Here is a 17083-nt window from a genome sequence, read left to right as displayed (position 1 = left end):
AATTTGAGTTAAAAAAATAAGATAATTTCAATGTCTGAACCGATTCATCAACCTTTTTGGCTTGATAGCAAGCCTGTTGTTTTCCCGCCAACCCATCTTGCCATGACAGAACCGGATGGCCTCCTCGCTGTAGGAGGCGATTTAACACCAGAATGGTTACTCAATGCTTACCATAAAGGTATTTTTCCATGGTTTAATGAAGATGACCCAATACTTTGGTGGACGCCAAACCCAAGGTCTGTGTTGTTCATAGATTCCCTCAAAGTCAGGCGCAGCTTAATCAAAACCATCAGAAAGCAAAAATTCACAATCACACTTGATCAACAGTTTGAAAACGTTATGCGCCAATGCGCCACCATTGAGCGCCACGACCAGGATGGTACCTGGATTTCTGAGGACATGTTATCAGCCTACGGTCAACTTCATAAAAGCGGACATGCGCATTCTGTTGAGGTCTGGGAAGATAATCAGCTGGTTGGTGGCCTTTATGGCGTTGCGATTGGAAAGGTGTTTTTTGGAGAATCCATGTTTTCAAAAAAACCGGATGCATCTAAAATTGCCTTAGTCGCTTTATGCCAACAACTCAAAGCTTGGGGGTTTCGCATAATCGATACTCAAATGGAAACACCGCACTTAAGATCACTTGGAGCCACTCTCATTTCTAGAGAGTATTTTGAGTCGATTCTGAAACAAGAAACCCATAAGGACTTTCCTCCGAAATTATGGCAGCTAGAGGTAAACTGGCAAAAACCTTTTCTAGCAGAACACGTTTCGAACAAAACCAACCAATCTAACCCTTAAAACCGTTGTTTTATTAAATAAATAGACAAAAGTTTGAATAAATCTTGAAGCATTGCTATAATCGCCGCTTATTTTTTATAGGGGCAATAAAGCTAAAAAGTCTATGTCAAAACAAGATGTTATTGAATTCGACGGCGAAGTGATTGAAACTTTACCGAACACAATGTTCAAAGTCCGTTTAGAGAACGGTCATGAAATTTTAGCGCACATTTCTGGGCGCATGCGTAAAAACTATATTCGTATCTTAGCGGGTGATAAGGTTAAGGTTGAACTAACGCCTTACGACCTAACGAAAGGTCGTATCACTTATCGCGGCAAATAAAGTTCTCTAAAACAACTCTATAAAAATAAAAAAAACCGCTTTAAAGCGGTTTTTTTATTTCAAAACGTTTTACATCAAGCCAAGTAACCTCTAAACCAATTCCTCAGCATGCAACACTATGCCGGATTCGTCGGCATCAATCACCACTTCTCCGCCAGATTGCAACTCACCAAACAACAGCATCTCTGCTAATGGTTGTTTAATCTTTTCTTGAACTAAGCGAGACATTGGTCTGGCACCCATAAATGGATCATATCCCTCTTTCGCTAACCACTTGCGAGCAGAAGTCGTTAACTTGATTGAAACTTTTTTGTCTTGCAAACTGTTTTCAAGCGCATAAATAAACTTATTAACCACTGAATTCATTACTTCTGGTGACAAGCGATTAAACTGAACCACGCCATCCAAACGATTGCGGAACTCAGGAGTGAAGACTTTTTTCAACTCGCCCTGAAAATCCATACTATGATCCTGTACGGCAAAGCCGATGCTGGCTCTTGATGCAGCTTCCGCCCCGACATTCGAGGTCATAATCAAAATAACATTTCTAAAATCAGCTTTACGACCATTATTATCTGTCAAGGTACCGTTATCCATCACCTGCAACAGCAAGTTAAAGACATCAGGGTGTGCTTTCTCGATCTCATCAAGTAAAACAACGGAATGCGGATGTTTGTTAACAGCCTCTGTTAACAAACCGCCTTGATCAAACCCGACATACCCCGGTGGCGCACCAATCAGTCGCGAAACAGAATGGCGTTCCATGTATTCAGACATATCATATCGCAACAGCTCAACATCAAGGTGTTTCGCCAATTGCTGTGTCAATTCTGTTTTCCCCACCCCAGTCGGGCCAGCAAACAAGAAAGAAGCTGTTGGGCGGTCTCCATCATTCAAACCTGATCGAGCCAGCTTAATGGCCGAGACAACGCTGTGCACTGCTTCATCCTGCCCAAAGACCACACGTTGTAGACTTTCTTCCAGGTTCATTAATTTGTCTTTTTCTTTCTGAGTAATCTGAGACACAGGAATACGCGCAATATTCGCTACAATTTGCTGAATCTCAGCCACAGAAATTTGTTTTTTACGTTTACTTTTCGGCATCAATGCTTGTTTCGCACCGGCTTCATCAATCACATCAATCGCTTTATCGGGTAAATGACGGTCATTAATGTAACGCGCCGATAAATCCACTGCCATTTTTAATGCCGGTAACGTGTATTTCACATGATGATGACTTTCGAATTGCGATTTCAAACCTTTTAAGATTTCAAACGTTTCTTGGGTAGTCGGCTCATGTACATCAATTTTCTGGAAACGACGCGCCAAAGCACGGTCTTTTTCAAATATTCCCCGATATTCTTCATACGTTGTTGCGCCAACACAGCGTAATTTACCCGATGACAATGCCGGCTTCATCAAGTTAGACGCATCCATTGCTCCACCTTGTACGGCACCGGCCCCGACAATGGTATGAATTTCATCAATAAACAAAATCGCATGGGATCGTTCTTCCAGAGCTTTTAGCAAGGCCTTGAAACGCTTTTCAAAATCCCCTCGATAACGTGTTCCTGCCAGTAAAGCGCCCATGTCCAAACTGAAAATCTCAGCATCCAGCAACTGCTCAGGCACTTTCTTTTCAACAATACGGTGTGCCAATCCTTCTGCCACAGCGGTTTTACCCACCCCTGGCTCACCAACCAACAAGGGGTTGTTTTTACGACGTCGACTCAAAACCTCTAATGTACGCGTCAATTCCCATTCGCGCCCGATAATTGGGTCAATGCGTCCCATTTCAACTTCTTCATTGAGATTAACACTGTAATTGGTAATGGGGTTATTTTCAGACTCACCGACTTCCGCATCTTCAATTGACTCTTCAGAGGGAGAAGACGTCAAAAAATCTTCTTGTTGCTGCGCCGTTACCCCATGTGAGATATAACTCAATATATCGACACGGTGAACTCCGCAGCTTTCCAAAACATAAACAGCGTGAGAATCCTGTTCCGAGAAAATCGATGCCAGAACATGCAAGCCCGTGACTTCGGTATAACCATTTGACTGCACTAAATAAATCGCGCGCTCAATCACGCGTTGGAAAGCCATCGTAGGCAATAATTCTTCTGTCTTGATACCCGCTGCTTCACTATCAAGATACTTCTCTAGTTCAGATTCAACAGTGGTCAGTTTCACGCCACACGCTTCTATTGCTTCTCGCACAGAGGGCAACCCAAGCAACTCTAATAACAAGTGCTCCAGAGTGACATACTCATGCTCATACTCATTTGCCAAACTAAAGGCATTACTGAGAGTGAGCTGTAATTCTTTACTTAACATTTAAACCACCTCCATTTCACACTGCAGAGGGTGTTGGTGTTCTCTGGCATATTGATTCACTTGCATGACTTTCATTTCAGCCACTTCTCGACTATAAACACCACACGTTCCTTTTCCTTTCGTATGCACCGCTAACATAACCGTATTGGCTTTTGCTTCATCCATTCCAAAAAAACGAGTCAGCACATCCACAACAAAGTCCATCGGAGTAAAGTCATCATTTAACAAAACGACTTGGTAACGCTTTGGCGGCTTAACTTTGGGTCTGGCCGTCTCTAAAACAACACCATCATCTTGAAAAGGCTGGCTTGGCATTCTGATTCCTTAGATTTAATTTAACAGAGCTACGTTTAAGCAGCAATCAATTTTGCATACAGGTGACCAGGCAAATTAATTTCATCCCCGGGCAGCCCCATATTTCGGACTAAAATATAGTCATTCGGTGAGTAGTTTTTGGGAACCGTTACACTCGCGCTCCCGGCAGGTGATTCTAAATCCAATTGCATCCCGGGAACCAACAACGTACTGGGCACCTGAATCGTGCCATAAATATCACACCCTTTCAGTTCCCATTTCAACGAATCCAACTTCAATTGAAATTTTACTAAATAATCGCCTGGCTCGCCACCAAACAGGCCATGGTACCCTTTTCCTTTTAAACGAAACGTCTTATTGAGAAAGGCGTCACGAGTGAATTTCATTTTGACCTTAAGACCCGGGATATAGAAATAGCCGATTTTTAATAATCGAATAGCATAACGAAGTGTTAAAGGATAGGTAATCACACGATCTTTTCCGCGAATCGGTCTTTGCTTACGCCACTGATAATCGTTTTTATTTTTCTGCGAACCCGGTTGTGACGCAGTGCGTTGCCGAAATGAATTTGACTGATAACGCGGACGAGACTGCTGGCGGTTCATTCTGCAAAACTCTCGCCAATAGGCCTCTTTGAATTTAGTTAGGACTTCATAAGCTTCTGAAATTTCCTGAAATTTTTCAGTGGCATTATGAATTTTAGAAACATCTGGATGATAGCGTCGCGCCATCTTACGATAGGCTTGCTTGATCGTTTTATCGCAAGCTTGGTGGTGAACCCCCAATAATGCAAAGTAATCTTTTGAAATATCGTAACGAGTGTTCAACATGAATTTTTCGTCACTTTCTGCCGCATAAAACTAACAACTTAATTCTTCCAATGAAAGTCTTTATTATGATTTATTCTAACGGTTTTTCAGGGTAAAAAAAAGCTTTCAAACAGATAAGATTTTGAGTTTTATAACCAATTGAAAAGTAAGCATTTCAATGGATTTGGCATACTATTTTAGAACCTTAATAAAAAACAAAACGTCAATCTTTCCATTCACAACTCTTTCATTTTGGAAACCGACCTATTGATTCACCTTTAAAAAAACGTACTTTCTGTGCATAATATGCATTCTCATTTTAAAAGGAAAAGACATGACGATTGAACAAAGCCTATTGGATAGAAGCGGCTCTAAATGTGAACTATGTGGCTCTGAAGAACAATTAAGCACTTATGAAGTCCCTCCTTCAGATGGCTCAACAGATCAAACAATTGTGGTCTGTCAAACATGTAAAAACCAGATTGGAGAGCCTGACACTATGGACGCAAATCACTGGCGCTGTTTGAATGACAGCATGTGGTCTCCTGTTCCTGCTGTTCAAGTCATGGCTTACCGTTTATTGAATGCACTTCGTGCAGAAGGCTGGCCACAAGACCTTTTAGACATGATGTATTTAGAAGATGAAACCAAAGCCTGGGCTGAAGCCGGCATGCCAGACGAAGATGAAGAGACCATTATCCATAAAGACAGCAACGGTACGATTCTACAAGAAGGCGATGATGTCACTTTAATCAAGGATTTAGATGTAAAAGGTGCAGGATTCACTGCCAAACGCGGCACCTTGGTGAAGAATATTCACTTGACTGACAACCCTCTTCACATCGAAGGAAAAGTCAACGGAACACAGATCGTTCTAGTGGCTGCTTTTTTAAAGAAAGCTTAAACTTTTCCTGGGACTTAGCCTCAAAAATGGCCAGGCCTGGCCATTTTTGATGGCCCTGGCTCATTCTATTCTGAGTGTTCAACGTCCATGAGCGAATTAACACACACCTGATCCCTACCTGATTGCTTTGCCATATAAAGCGAATCGTCTGCCGCTTTAAATAAAGTTTTCAAATCCACACTGACATTGTCCGCATCACCATTTTGGCTTCTCAATAACTGCATCAGCTCTGGTTTATTCTTCTTATCACAAGCAGTCGCACCAATTGTCACCGTCACAGGCACATTAACCGGGTTTAATCGAGCTACCTCTGCTCTAATCACTTCCAAACGCTCGGCGGCCATCGTTTGATCTACATCTGTCATTAAAATCAATAACTCATCGCCCCCATACCGAACCACCAGATCATTGGAATGACAATGGCTTTTTACCAGGCTTGAAACCTGTTTCAATACAGCATCCCCTGTCGCATGACCTAATGAGTCATTGACACTTTTAAAGTGATCGATATCAACCAGCGCAAGTGTAATCCCTTCATTGCGATTACATGAATCCGCCACCATTTTTTCGCCATATTCTTCTAGGTAATGACGATTATTCAAACCTGTAGCGGCATCTATATTCGCTTTTAAGTATAAGGCCTTCTTAGCGGTTTTTACGGTATCTAACTGTTTTTTATTCAAGATCAAGTTAATGGCGCGTGCTAAGAAGTCTGTTTCATGAAAGGGCTTGGCAATAAAATCCCCGGCACCATGCTTTAGCACATAAACCTGCCGTAATAAATCATTCCAACCTGATACAGCAAGTATTGGAATATCGCGAATACTCTCGTGCCCTTGTCGAATTAAGTTAATCAAGCCGATACCACTCACATTACCTTCCAAAACCAGGTCGGTAACCACTAAATCGTAATGCCCTTTACGCTTATCCAGCAACTCGGCTGCCGCTTCGCCACTTTTAACATGATCGACTTCCCAGCCTGCTGAATACATAATATGGCTGGTGTAATCTGCCGTGCTTTGCGTATCTTCTACATATAACACCTTCGCCGAAATATGCATCGTTGCATATAACATCAAACTTTTTAACGCACGCTTTAAGGTTGGGAAATCAGATTTTACAAAAATCTCTGTAAAACCAGCATCATAAGCTTCTCTTTTAAATTCTTTCGAGGCATTAGAAGTTAATAAAAACTTCGGAACATTACATAAAATGGTATTTAAATTGACCTTTTTTAAAAACTTAAAGCTGTCCATATCCCCCAGTTCATGAGCGATGCTGATCGCACTTGGGGTTTTATGTTTTAAATAAGTAAAAGCTTCTTGGCCGCTTTTTGCTTCAATGACTTTCACATCATCGTTCGACAAGATTTGTTTGACAACTTCCCGATAACTTTTGGACGGATCCACAATTAAAATATTCATTTAGAGTGCACTATTCGTTTTTTTATAGTTGATAATCAAAATTATGGCGTCATATTATATGGGTTACAGCAGGAATGCATGTTTATTTATGATATAAATCAAGATCATAATAAAGAAATGTGAAAGGAAAATGATTTTTTAAATTACTTCAATGACTTCAAAACATAAGCCACACGGTCTTCTGCGTTCATATGTGTTTCTTCTAACGCTTCAACTTGGCGCAATCTGGGGAGCAGTCCTTTTCCATTAGCAAGCTGAATAGATAAGCCTGGCCGCGCATTTAACTCCAGCAACATGGGTCCCTTATCTTTGTCGAGGACAATATCTGCTCCCAGATATCCCAGTCCAATCATGTCATAGCATTTAGCGGCTAGCAATAATAAATCAGACCAGTTTGGAATTTCAATATCATTCAACACCTGTCCCGTATCAGGATGATGCTCTAATCGTTTTTCAAACTGAACAGCATAAGCTGCTTTGCCAGTTGCCATATCCAACCCAACCCCCACCGCACCTTGGTGAAAATTGGCTTTACCGTCAGAGACTCTTGTGGACAGGCGTAACATTGCCATAACCGGATACCCTTTAAAGACGATAATACGAATGTCAGGCACCCCTTGGTAGGAATATTTATCAAATAAAGGATCCGCCTGAATCAAGTCTTCGATCAACGCCACATCCGGTGCACCCGCTAAGGAATAGAGCCCAGCAAGAACATTAGTCACATGGCGCTCAATACTCTCTAACGTCATTTCTTTGCCAGAAGCACGCACAAAGCAATCCCCTTTTCGGCCAGTGATCACTAATATGCCCTTTCCTCCTGACCCTCGTGCTGGTTTAATTGCAAACCCTTCTTTATTGGCCAACAAATTCACCAATGTTTTTACTTCATATTGGTGCTCGATCACACCATGCAGTTTCGGTGCAATGACTTTATATTTCTGCGCCATTTGCTTGGTTTTGAACTTATTGTCCACCAAAGGGTAAAGAGAACGGTCATTATAACGACCGATATAATCGATGTTTCGGCCATTCATTCCCAAAATACCGATTTCATTCAAACGGCGGGGGCTAATCCACTTGAACATTATTGCTGATCCATTGCCTGAAAGCGGCGTAGTTCAAGCAAACGATATCCCGTGTATCGGCCTAACAGCATAATCAAAGCCACGACCACCAGATTCAATTCCGGGAAGTTAAAACTCAAATACCCTACCCAAGGAGATTGCATGCCCAAATATGCCATGACCGCAACAAGCAAGCTTCCTCCACCGCGAATCAAAACCTGCCTGGCCCCCTCTTCTTCCCAAAGAATCGACATCCGCTCAATGGTCCAAGCCAAGATAATAATTGGGAAAAAGGCGACGGTCATGCCCGTGTTAAACCCAAGCTTATACCCAACCAGACTCATCAAACCGATAATAAAAATCACAATGACAATAATGGTGGCTATTCGAGCTACCAATAACAGATTCAATGCAGAGAGGTAACTTCGTAACATCAACCCAATGGCAACAATCGCAATGAAATTAATCAGTCCTAATCCCAGAGAGGTTTGTATAAAGGCCATGGCAATCAGAACCGGCATAAAGGTTCCCGAGGTTTTAATGCCAACCAAAACCCGCATCATGACTGTTATTAAAGCCCCTATTGGCAACAGCAGCAACAGCTTGAACACACTCTGCTCTTCAATCGGTAGATGATGGATGCTTAGAATACCGAACCCTTCATCGCTGGAATATTCCTGAGCCAACTCAACAGGCGGCATTTTCTGCTCTATCATCGAAAAACTGACATGTGCATCTTCTCCCCCCATCAGCTCAATAAGAGACCGACCTCCACGATTCCATAATAAGAAATTTTCAGGTAAGCCTTGCACCCCTGTGTTCGGGTCAAACAAATGCCATTTTCCAGCCGTATAAATTTCTATCATAGAGACCAGTGACTGATTGCGTCGGCGATCCTCAAGATACAACCCCATCGGCACACGAACTGTAATACCCGCATCCGTCAGCAACTTTTGTAAAACTTCAGCTTTACTATGCCCTTCCAATAATAACGCCGCATTTTGCTTTTCAGAACGACTTGAAAGTAACTTAATCAACTCTCTGGTCAAACTTTCATCTGTACTGGACTGGTTATACGCCTTAGAGAGTAACTGCTCAGCTGCGATTTTTTCAGCCTGGTCCCAAATAAGATTAATCGTTTTCACAGCTGCTTCAGGCTTAGGCTGTATGACACCTTTCTCATTCTTATCAACCACCACCTGAACCTTATAATATAACGTTTGAGGTCCGGAAGCTTCTCGGATACTCCACTCTCCGCGTCGTACCCCCTCTCTATCAACAATGGTGAATCCATAACCTGGTGATGCAGTCTGTTCAAAAAACAACCGGAATCCAGGAATATGTTTGGGTAAATTCAAACTCGCCAAAACAGGTTTATCATCCATAGCCTTAAAATCAACGCGCGCTTCAATCATCCAGGCAGATGCTTTTTCCCCCGGTTTTAATGGAATGCCCGTATCAACATGCCGCATCCAAGCGGTTAGCAACCCAATCACCACTAACAAAACAATAAAAATATAAAATGAAGAACGAGACATTAATGAGCACTCTCTTTTTGCGGAGATGAAATTTCAGGCGGGGCAATTTTTTGTTTACTGATATCAACCAACATCAAATCTTTTAATACGTTTCGGCCGATCAACACTGAAAAATCTAAATGAGAACGATCGGTTAACGTGAACTCCACCACTTGCGACACATTACCAATGGTTAAGTTAAAAGCCACGACTGGGCGACGATCCTTCTCTTGTGTATTGGATTGAATAATCAACACAAACCGGCTCACAGGACGCTCAATTTCATGAACCTCTTTCGTTTGACGATCCACAAAGTTAAATTTCACCCACTCTTTACCATCACGCTCAAAAACTGTTAAATTCTGTGCATCTAAAGAAGAAGTTTGTGCCCCCGTATCGATTCGTCCTTCAAGTTCAAGGTTCACAGGTCTTAGATATATATCTTCAATTTCACCGATGACCAGCTTGTCACCTACATATAAATAACCTGATTGATTCTTTATTTGTTTAGTATCTGTTGGGCGGGTTTGGGTCTTTTTTTCGGCACGGCTTTCTGCTTCGGCTGCCATCTGTTTTTTCAATGACGAGACATCCGCTTCAATTTTTTTCAACACCGCTTGTTGTTTCTCAACCGAAGTCTGATAGTCTCCAACCAGTTTAAAATGCGCTTGATCCCTTTGAATTAGAGTTTGATCAAGCTTGGTCAAGCGCTGATCTATTGAATCCAACTGTGCTTTTTTCACAGTCATCTCCGAAGGAAGACAACCACTTAGCCCCAAAAAGACAGGTAAAAAAACACCCCAAAGTGCGTGATTAGCTCTCACAAAAAAACCCTTTTTTATATAAAACACACAAGCGCAGAATAATAGCATGCACCTGAACAATGACTATTGAAACAACCTGATTATCACGGAATCGCCATTGACATTTTCACTTCATTCAACACAAATCAAATGTAATCAAAATCACGTAACAAGTCAATTTACTCACTCTTAATATCTTTCTTTAAAATCAAAATCTTTATTTCAAAAGCTAAAGTTCGGCAACACAGCGTCTGATTGTGTAAAATTTACGTTTTAAAAAATTCGAACGGAAAAGAAAAGATGGGTAGAGCCTACCAAAACCGCAAAGAATCGATGGCGAAAACATCGGACGCCAAAGCCAAAGTCTATAGTAAATTCAGCCGAGAAATTTATGTCACCGCAAAAAGTGGCGGCGTGGAACCTGAAAGCAATCTGGCCTTACAAGGCTTAATTGAACGCGCTAAAAAAGCACAAGTGCCAGCGCACGTAATCGACAAAGCATTAGACAAAGCCAAAGGCGGTGGCGGAGAAGATTTTGCCATTGCGCGTTATGAAGGGTATGGACCAGGCAACAGCATGGTCATCATTGAATGCCTGACCGACAACCCGAATCGTACCTTTGGGGATGTTCGTAGTTGCTTTACCAAAACCAAAACCAAAATCGGCACACAAGGCAGTGTCAGCCACATGTTCGACCACGCCGCTATTTTGGTGTTTGCAGGGGAAGATGAAGAAGCCGTGTTGGAAGCTTTACTGATGGCCGATGTCGATGTATCCGACATTGAAAATGAAGACGGTAAAATCAGTGTCTTTGTACCGCATACCGAATATGCCAAAGCCAAAACCGCTTTAGTCGATGCATTTGGTACGATTGACTTTGAAGTGGATGAAATCCAATTCTTACCCCATATGACCAAACCCATCGAAAACGAAGAAGATCGTGAACTGTTCGAGAAATTCCTAGAGATGCTGGAAGACTTGGACGATGTGCAAAACGTTTATTACGACGTAGAGTTATAAACTTAACACACGCATTCCCTTTAAAAACGGCCAGGCCTGGTCGTTTTTAAGCCCCTCTCTCAAACAACCTTTCTTTTTGAATTCTCGATAGCTGTTTAAGATTATATTCGCGCTTCATAGCACTGCTTTTATCTTCACACCCTTCCTGATAAACCAACTCACAAGGCCTTCTTGCTTGGGTATATTTCGCCCCACCTTTAATCTCGCCATTGTGCTGACGTAAACGACGACTTAAATCATTCGTCACTCCACAATACAAACTATTGTCGCGGCACTTTAGCAAATACACTACCCAAGTTTTTTCAGCCATCACTTAAGCCTTTTTGAGTCTTCTCAAACAAAAAGCCCGTAAAAACAGCCAGGCCTGGTGGTTTTTTATTTTTCAATCAAAGGGTAACGTCCCCTTTTCTAAGCGAACTTGATGCTTTAGTTATGCATGTCATTCCCTCTTAGGCGTCGAGCTAGTAATTTCAATTAGCTTGTTTTCTAATGAGATTGACTTAAGTAGATGTTCGACAATATCCATAACTGAGTGCATAACTTCTTCACTTGGATTGTACCCTCGATGTGCTGTTGCACTACCTGCATCAATAGCGGCATCGAGTAAATCTACTTGGGTAGAATTGATTAAATGTAGCTTCTTCAACTCTAGTAATTTCTTTTTAAATCCCCCAATGTCTCCAACCTTCTCTTGCATAAAGATATCAAATATTGCTCTAACGCCCATCAATGCCAGTCTAAAAGAACCATTATTAAATGCTGTATATACCTCCGCCAGTAACTCAATATATGGCCGTTCCAGTGAAAATATCCAAGAAGGAACAACCCTTCTGGATTTGCCGGGCATTTGTTTTTTTGATGTATTTGAATTACCTATGTGAATTGTCTCTATTTCCAAGTTAAGCATTTCACAACCTAAACATTTGGATAGATTCCATAGCCTTTGTTCAACTACCCACCGAGATTCTCCTTGAAGCTTTTCGAAAAACACTTCACGGGTATCATATTCCGTCTCTGCGAATAACAAAGTTTGATTCGTATCTTGTCGACACTTATGGCAATAGGCCTTTTTTTTAGTATTCATTCGAAGAACTCACCCTATGTTCGGTACATACATGCAAACGACTAAGCTAAGCGAGCTGCGCTTTAGCGCAGTCCGCTTGAGTGCCTTGTTAGAAGCCTTATGCAACTGCTGTTTTGTATACTGTTGCATTTCATTCCATGAACTAAACGAAGTATTTCCTACGATAAATTCCTCCCACTCATCATCAGGGATTTCGGCAAAATCTTCAGGACTTTCAATAGAAAATCCGCTGGCATCAAATAAATCTTCAATTGAGTCGAACTTTGAACAACTGGCAACAAAACTAGGATTCATAAGTTCAGTAAGTTTTATTTCCGTTTTTTCACTTAGTTCGTGCATATTCTTTTGTAACTTTTCAAGACCTTTAAAATTTGACGGCATTTGTTTCACCTTATATTTGATTTGAAGTTGGGAGGATTACGGACTTATAAAGGGCTGCGGATAAGCGGCATGTCCGTTGAAAATTTATTTTCATAAGGTCTGTCCGCCCCATTCGCTTGCTAGTCCAGCGCTTGCGCGGGACACAAGTGGATGGCAATCCGCAACCCGTTAGTTCCGACGCGCAAGCATCGGAACTAACGTTTAAGCTAACCCGCCGCGCGTTAGCGCGGTCGGGTTGAGTATTTTGTTAGCCAAATGTTTCAACAACATACAAAATATTTTGAATACCGATAATCGTAAAGCAAATAAAACCAACAACATAGAAAATAAGCGAAGACCATATCCATGGTTGCCCATGTGTATCTGATAATTCATATACATAATAGAATGCGTTGCTATTTTTCCCTTCAATATCGGAAATATTCTCCAATAGGGAAACTCCGTCTTTATTGAGGTTTTCATCACTATACTGTAAGGGTAGCTTGCTGTATGTTTGAAGATATTTTTTCACAAATGAAACATATTTCTCTTTGAATTTTTTGTCTGATTGGTCCCAAGCCATATCTTTTAAAGCTGAATTAATTTGCAACCTGGTTTTACCATCAGATTCAAACTGAGCATGATTCTCATAGTTTTTAACTATTTCAGGACATGCAATTGAATAAATTATTCCTGCAATAGTAAAAGATATTGCCGCAAAAAATAATAATTGCCACGAAAATGGCAGAACAGTCGAAATAGAAATAGAGCCTTCAAAAATTGTAAGTTGTATTACATCATCAATGGTTGATAGTAATTTAGCAACAAACGGGACTATAAATAGCCAAATAACAGATGTTTTAACGATTCTGCTATTCGCGATAGTTCTTTGACTACTCCACTTTAAAGTCATTTGATTACCTTGATGGCTAACGCCATGCTAAGGGTCACGAGCGAAGCAAGTGTCCCAGTGAGCGAAAGCGAACGAACTTGAGCATTTTGTTAGATGATTTCATTCATACCTTCTATGAACTCGGATTTCCCACCGAAAGACGGATGCCTTATGTATTTGACCGAAACTCCCGGAAAAGCGCGTTTCGCACAATTTAGACCTGAATTACCAATGCCAGCCACTAACTCTGGTTTGAATATTTCATACAATGTACGTAAGAACATAACCCCATATTCAATTTCATCATCTGTTGGCGCTCGATTTTTATTTTCATTGCCTTCCGGGTGTGGATGAAAAGGAAATGAGTTCCAAAACAAAGGGGTGGTTGTTTTCGTTGATAAGTAGTTCCAGACAATAGTTGCCGTATTCTCTGCTTCAATTTCTGTAAGAACTAACTTCTCTTTAATTTTTAGCAAGAGTGGATGTTTGACTTTTTCAAAGACCTTTCCACTTGTAAAGGGAATGCCCGTAATTTTACATCCTTTATAACCCGGCGCTTCTCCAACCAATATAACTCTTTTCCCATCAATACTTAACATTGAATCTAGGTAGGCTTCGAGATTCTCTGCTACACCAGCCACAAGATATGGGTTTGAGACTGTAGGGGTGTTTTTCTGCTTCTTCAGCTCACTAATAAAGTTTGAAATCGCATCCATATCTTTTTTCATCTAACTATTATTAGACATCCTAACTTATATTTTTTACGTAGGTCAATAACTTATAAAATTGATGTTTTTTGTTATATTTTTGGTGAGGCATAATATGTAACTAATTGTTTTATTAACTTAATTAAAATAAAAAGTTATTTTATAAGGCCTAAACAATAGTGCCTAAACCATGTTTTTTGCCTTTGATGTGTGAATACATCCGAACTAAGTATTATTCTATACGAAAATAGGCTTAGTTTGCTGTTTATGCATAAAAAATGGAGCATGCATTCGATTAAAATGTGACACGAGCAAAACAGTCACACTTTTTTCCTCTCAGTTTAACAACAAGTGACGTCATTCCTTTAAAAAACGGATAAATCTACATTAAAAAACCCGCATAAAGCGGGCTTTTAATATCAAAAACAGCCAGGCCTGGCTGTTTTTACGGGCTCTCGTTTTAAACGATTTGAAAGATTATTTAGACAGCATCAATCAAAGTGTTTAGCGTAGCACTTGGGCGCATTGCCTGACTCGCCAACTCACCATTGAATTTGTAGTAACCACCGATATCAACTGACTTGCCTTGTGCCCCATTCAATTCCGACATAATTGCGTCTTCATTTTGCGTTAAGGCATCCGCCACTTTTTCAAAACGGGCTTTCAGCTCCGCATCGGTTTCTTGCGCCGCCAACTCTTGCGCCCAATACATCGCCAAGTAGAAATGACTGCCTCGGTTATCAATTTCCCCCACTTTACGAGAAGGCGATTTATTGTTTTCTAGGAAACGCCCAGTCGCTTTGTCCAGCGTATCCGCCAGCACTTGTGCTTTCGGATTACTGAAATGGGTCGCCAAATGTTCCAGCGAGACAGCTAAAGCCAAGAATTCTCCCAAAGAATCCCAACGCAAATGGTTTTCTTCCATGAATTGTTGAACATGTTTTGGCGCCGACCCACCCGCACCGGTTTCAAACAAGCCACCACCATTCATCAATGGCACAATCGATAACATTTTTGCAGACGTTCCGAGTTCTAAAATCGGGAATAAATCGGTTAGATAATCTCGCAACACGTTCCCCGTTACGGAAATGACATCCTTGCCTTCTTTTACATGGCGCAAAGTAAAGCGCGTCGCTTCCTCTGGCGACATAATGTGAATTTCCAAGCCTGTTGTGTCGTGATCCAATAGGTAGTGGTTCACTTTTTCAATCAATTGGTGATCATGCGCGCGGTTTGTATCCAGCCAGAAAACAGCCGGTGTATTGGTAGCTCTTGCACGGTTTACCGCCAGTTTAACCCAGTCTTGAATCGGTGCATCTTTAACCTGACACATACGGAAAATATCGCCTGCTTCAACCGTTTGCTCCAGCAACACATTACCATTCGGTTCAACCACTCTAACTGTTCCAGCACCGTCCATTTGGAAGGTTTTATCATGTGAACCATATTCTTCGGCTTTCTGAGCCATTAAGCCCACATTCGGCACAGTTCCCATTGTGGTTGGATCAAATGCACCGTGGTGCTTACAGAAATTAATGGTTTCCTGATACACACCCGCATAACAACGATCTGGAATCACCGCCAAAGTATCTTGTTGTTGTCCGTCTTTATTCCACATCTGTCCCGAAGTACGGATCATAGCGGGCATTGACGCATCAACAATAACGTCAGATGGCACATGTAAGTTGGTAATACCTTTATCCGAGTCCACCATCGCGATATCCGCTTTGTCTTCAATGGTTTTGGCAATGGCCGCTTCAATTTCGGCTTGCTTATCTGCTGACAAGGATTCGATTTTAGAATAAACATCACCCAATCCGTTGTTGGTGTTTACCCCTAACTGCTCAAACTCATCGGCATATTTTTTAAAGACGTCTTCAAAGAAAACTGACACAGCTTGACCGAAAATAATCGGGTCAGATACTTTCATCATGGTGGCTTTCAAATGAATCGAGAATAAAATACCTTGTTCTTTCGCTTCAGCCACGGCTTTGGCAAGAAAGTCTCTTAAAGCTTTCTGACTCATGACGGCCGCATCGATTACTTCCCCTGCTTGCAATGGCGCTGTGCCTTTCAATTCTTTAATGTCACCAGAGTCAGACACGAATTCGATTTTGAATTCCGTGGCTTCTGGTAAAGTCATCGACTTTTCTGAACCGTAAAAATCGCCTTCGGTCATGTGCGCCACTTTTGATTTTGAGTTTTCAGACCAAGCGCCCATTGAGTGCGGGTGCTTTTTGGCAAAATTTTTCACTGAAGTGGGGGCACGACGATCGGAATTCCCTTCACGCAGAACAGGGTTGACTGCACTTCCAAGCACTTTGGCATAAGCCGCTTTGATTTTTTCTTCTTCAGGTGTTTTCGGGTTGGCCGGATAATCGGGAATGTCATATCCCTGGCTTTGTAATTCTTTAATAGCGGCATTCAATTGCGGCACGGAAGCACTGATATTCGGTAGCTTAATAATGTTCGCTTCCGGCGTTTTCGCTAAATTACCCAACTCGGTTAAAGCATCCCCTACTTTTTGAGCCTCGCTCAGCTTGTCAGGAACGTTTGCAAGAATACGACCTGCTAACGAAATATCCTGTGTTTCAACCGACACGCCAGCCGCCTTGGTAAAGGCTTCAACAATCGGTAAAAGTGAATAAGTCGCTAGTGCAGGTGCTTCATCCGTTAATGTATAAATAATCTTTGCGGTCATTAGAGTTTCCTAATTAGAGT

At 41.5% G+C, this 17083-nt stretch carries 17 protein-coding genes; 4 read left to right on the top strand and 13 right to left on the bottom strand.

Translation table 11 applies throughout. The features are described 5' to 3' along the window. Nucleotides 1-30 precede the first annotated feature (30 nt). Both aat and infA read left to right on the top strand, forming a co-directional pair. The gene (aat, locus tag GHNINEIG_RS05865; protein ID WP_135795784.1) at nucleotides 31-801 is read left to right on the top strand and encodes a leucyl/phenylalanyl-tRNA--protein transferase; all 771 of its coding nucleotides are present in this window, start codon (nucleotides 31-33) and stop codon (nucleotides 799-801) included. A 103-nt stretch (nucleotides 802-904) separates the two neighbouring features. Next, nucleotides 905-1123, top strand: a complete 219-nt coding sequence (gene infA / locus GHNINEIG_RS05860) for a translation initiation factor IF-1 (RefSeq protein ID WP_011370535.1) — start codon at nucleotides 905-907, stop codon at nucleotides 1121-1123. A gap of 90 nt (nucleotides 1124-1213) precedes the next feature. On the opposite strand, the gene clpA is transcribed toward infA, so the two are convergent. The 3 genes from clpA to GHNINEIG_RS05845 are packed head-to-tail and all read right to left on the bottom strand — an operon-like array spanning nucleotide 1214 to nucleotide 4605. Further along, nucleotides 1214-3460: an ATP-dependent Clp protease ATP-binding subunit ClpA gene (gene clpA, locus GHNINEIG_RS05855; protein WP_135795783.1), complete on the bottom strand. Its 2247-nt coding sequence runs from the start codon at nucleotides 3458-3460 to the stop codon at nucleotides 1214-1216. After that, on the bottom strand, nucleotides 3461-3775 hold the full coding sequence (gene clpS / locus GHNINEIG_RS05850) for an ATP-dependent Clp protease adapter ClpS (RefSeq protein WP_135795782.1): 315 nt from the start codon (nucleotides 3773-3775) through the stop codon (nucleotides 3461-3463). A 35-nt stretch (nucleotides 3776-3810) separates the two neighbouring features. Next, nucleotides 3811-4605, bottom strand: a complete 795-nt coding sequence (locus GHNINEIG_RS05845) for a DnaJ domain-containing protein (RefSeq protein WP_135795781.1) — start codon at nucleotides 4603-4605, stop codon at nucleotides 3811-3813. Between the two features lie 313 nt (nucleotides 4606-4918). Between GHNINEIG_RS05845 and GHNINEIG_RS05840 the strand changes: the two genes are divergently transcribed. After that, on the top strand, nucleotides 4919-5488 hold the full coding sequence (locus GHNINEIG_RS05840) for a PhnA domain-containing protein (protein WP_135795780.1): 570 nt from the start codon (nucleotides 4919-4921) through the stop codon (nucleotides 5486-5488). A gap of 65 nt (nucleotides 5489-5553) precedes the next feature. Here the strand turns inward: GHNINEIG_RS05840 and GHNINEIG_RS05835 are convergent, their stop codons facing one another. The 4 genes from GHNINEIG_RS05835 to GHNINEIG_RS05820 form a co-directional block, all read right to left on the bottom strand. Continuing rightward, a complete protein-coding gene (locus tag GHNINEIG_RS05835; protein WP_135795779.1) occupies nucleotides 5554-6912 on the bottom strand; it encodes a GGDEF domain-containing response regulator in 1359 nt (452 codons plus the stop codon). Nucleotides 6913-7055: 143 nt separating this feature from the next. After that, nucleotides 7056-8000, bottom strand: coding sequence for an alpha-L-glutamate ligase-like protein (locus GHNINEIG_RS05830; protein WP_135795778.1), 945 nt, complete (start codon nucleotides 7998-8000; stop codon nucleotides 7056-7058). After that, nucleotides 8000-9517, bottom strand: a complete 1518-nt coding sequence (locus GHNINEIG_RS05825; protein ID WP_135795777.1) for an inactive transglutaminase family protein — start codon at nucleotides 9515-9517, stop codon at nucleotides 8000-8002. Before GHNINEIG_RS05825 ends, GHNINEIG_RS05830 begins: the two co-directional genes overlap by 1 nt. Further along, nucleotides 9517-10320, bottom strand: coding sequence for an ATP-dependent zinc protease family protein (locus tag GHNINEIG_RS05820; protein ID WP_223260953.1), 804 nt, complete (start codon nucleotides 10318-10320; stop codon nucleotides 9517-9519). Before GHNINEIG_RS05820 ends, GHNINEIG_RS05825 begins: the two co-directional genes overlap by 1 nt. A gap of 279 nt (nucleotides 10321-10599) precedes the next feature. Here GHNINEIG_RS05820 and GHNINEIG_RS05815 point away from each other — a divergent pair, with 279 nt between their 5' ends. After that, a complete protein-coding gene (locus GHNINEIG_RS05815) occupies nucleotides 10600-11319 on the top strand; it encodes a YebC/PmpR family DNA-binding transcriptional regulator (protein ID WP_135795775.1) in 720 nt (239 codons plus the stop codon). 46 nt (nucleotides 11320-11365) lie between these two features. Here GHNINEIG_RS05815 and GHNINEIG_RS05810 read toward each other — a convergent pair whose 3' ends face one another. The 6 genes from GHNINEIG_RS05810 to GHNINEIG_RS05785 all read right to left on the bottom strand — a co-directional run bounded on the left by GHNINEIG_RS05810 (nucleotide 11366) and on the right by GHNINEIG_RS05785 (nucleotide 17063). Continuing rightward, nucleotides 11366-11629, bottom strand: coding sequence for a GIY-YIG nuclease family protein (locus tag GHNINEIG_RS05810; protein WP_135795774.1), 264 nt, complete (start codon nucleotides 11627-11629; stop codon nucleotides 11366-11368). Nucleotides 11630-11758: 129 nt separating this feature from the next. After that, nucleotides 11759-12403, bottom strand: a complete 645-nt coding sequence (locus tag GHNINEIG_RS05805; protein ID WP_135795773.1) for a DUF4145 domain-containing protein — start codon at nucleotides 12401-12403, stop codon at nucleotides 11759-11761. A gap of 9 nt (nucleotides 12404-12412) precedes the next feature. After that, a complete protein-coding gene (locus tag GHNINEIG_RS05800; protein ID WP_189636937.1) occupies nucleotides 12413-12784 on the bottom strand; it encodes a hypothetical protein in 372 nt (123 codons plus the stop codon). Between the two features lie 247 nt (nucleotides 12785-13031). Next, nucleotides 13032-13676: a hypothetical protein gene (locus GHNINEIG_RS05795; RefSeq protein ID WP_135795772.1), complete on the bottom strand. Its 645-nt coding sequence runs from the start codon at nucleotides 13674-13676 to the stop codon at nucleotides 13032-13034. Nucleotides 13677-13765: 89 nt separating this feature from the next. Further along, complete coding sequence (locus tag GHNINEIG_RS05790) at nucleotides 13766-14383, bottom strand: uracil-DNA glycosylase family protein (protein WP_135795771.1); 618 nt, start codon at nucleotides 14381-14383, stop codon at nucleotides 13766-13768. A gap of 460 nt (nucleotides 14384-14843) precedes the next feature. Beyond that, a complete protein-coding gene (locus tag GHNINEIG_RS05785; protein ID WP_135795770.1) occupies nucleotides 14844-17063 on the bottom strand; it encodes an NADP-dependent isocitrate dehydrogenase in 2220 nt (739 codons plus the stop codon). Between the last annotated feature and the right edge of the window lie 20 nt (nucleotides 17064-17083).

Source organism: Hydrogenovibrio crunogenus (assembly GCF_004786015.1).
GTDB lineage: Bacteria > Pseudomonadota > Gammaproteobacteria > Thiomicrospirales > Thiomicrospiraceae > Hydrogenovibrio > Hydrogenovibrio crunogenus.
This window is presented reverse-complemented; position numbering and strand designations above follow the sequence as displayed.

Coding starts and splice junctions, on each gene's coding strand:
- GHNINEIG_RS05825 (WP_135795777.1), bottom strand. CDS start 9,517: ATGTCTCGTTCTTCATTTTATATTTTTATTGTTTTGTTAGTGGTGATT.
- clpA (WP_135795783.1), bottom strand. CDS start 3,460: ATGTTAAGTAAAGAATTACAGCTCACTCTCAGTAATGCCTTTAGTTTG.
- GHNINEIG_RS05790 (WP_135795771.1), bottom strand. CDS start 14,383: ATGAAAAAAGATATGGATGCGATTTCAAACTTTATTAGTGAGCTGAAG.
- clpS (WP_135795782.1), bottom strand. CDS start 3,775: ATGCCAAGCCAGCCTTTTCAAGATGATGGTGTTGTTTTAGAGACGGCC.
- GHNINEIG_RS05840 (WP_135795780.1), top strand. CDS start 4,919: ATGACGATTGAACAAAGCCTATTGGATAGAAGCGGCTCTAAATGTGAA.
- infA (WP_011370535.1), top strand. CDS start 905: ATGTCAAAACAAGATGTTATTGAATTCGACGGCGAAGTGATTGAAACT.
- GHNINEIG_RS05785 (WP_135795770.1), bottom strand. CDS start 17,063: ATGACCGCAAAGATTATTTATACATTAACGGATGAAGCACCTGCACTA.
- GHNINEIG_RS05835 (WP_135795779.1), bottom strand. CDS start 6,912: ATGAATATTTTAATTGTGGATCCGTCCAAAAGTTATCGGGAAGTTGTC.
- aat (WP_135795784.1), top strand. CDS start 31: ATGTCTGAACCGATTCATCAACCTTTTTGGCTTGATAGCAAGCCTGTT.
- GHNINEIG_RS05805 (WP_135795773.1), bottom strand. CDS start 12,403: ATGAATACTAAAAAAAAGGCCTATTGCCATAAGTGTCGACAAGATACG.
- GHNINEIG_RS05845 (WP_135795781.1), bottom strand. CDS start 4,605: ATGTTGAACACTCGTTACGATATTTCAAAAGATTACTTTGCATTATTG.
- GHNINEIG_RS05815 (WP_135795775.1), top strand. CDS start 10,600: ATGGGTAGAGCCTACCAAAACCGCAAAGAATCGATGGCGAAAACATCG.
- GHNINEIG_RS05795 (WP_135795772.1), bottom strand. CDS start 13,676: ATGACTTTAAAGTGGAGTAGTCAAAGAACTATCGCGAATAGCAGAATC.
- GHNINEIG_RS05800 (WP_189636937.1), bottom strand. CDS start 12,784: ATGCCGTCAAATTTTAAAGGTCTTGAAAAGTTACAAAAGAATATGCAC.
- GHNINEIG_RS05810 (WP_135795774.1), bottom strand. CDS start 11,629: ATGGCTGAAAAAACTTGGGTAGTGTATTTGCTAAAGTGCCGCGACAAT.
- GHNINEIG_RS05830 (WP_135795778.1), bottom strand. CDS start 8,000: ATGTTCAAGTGGATTAGCCCCCGCCGTTTGAATGAAATCGGTATTTTG.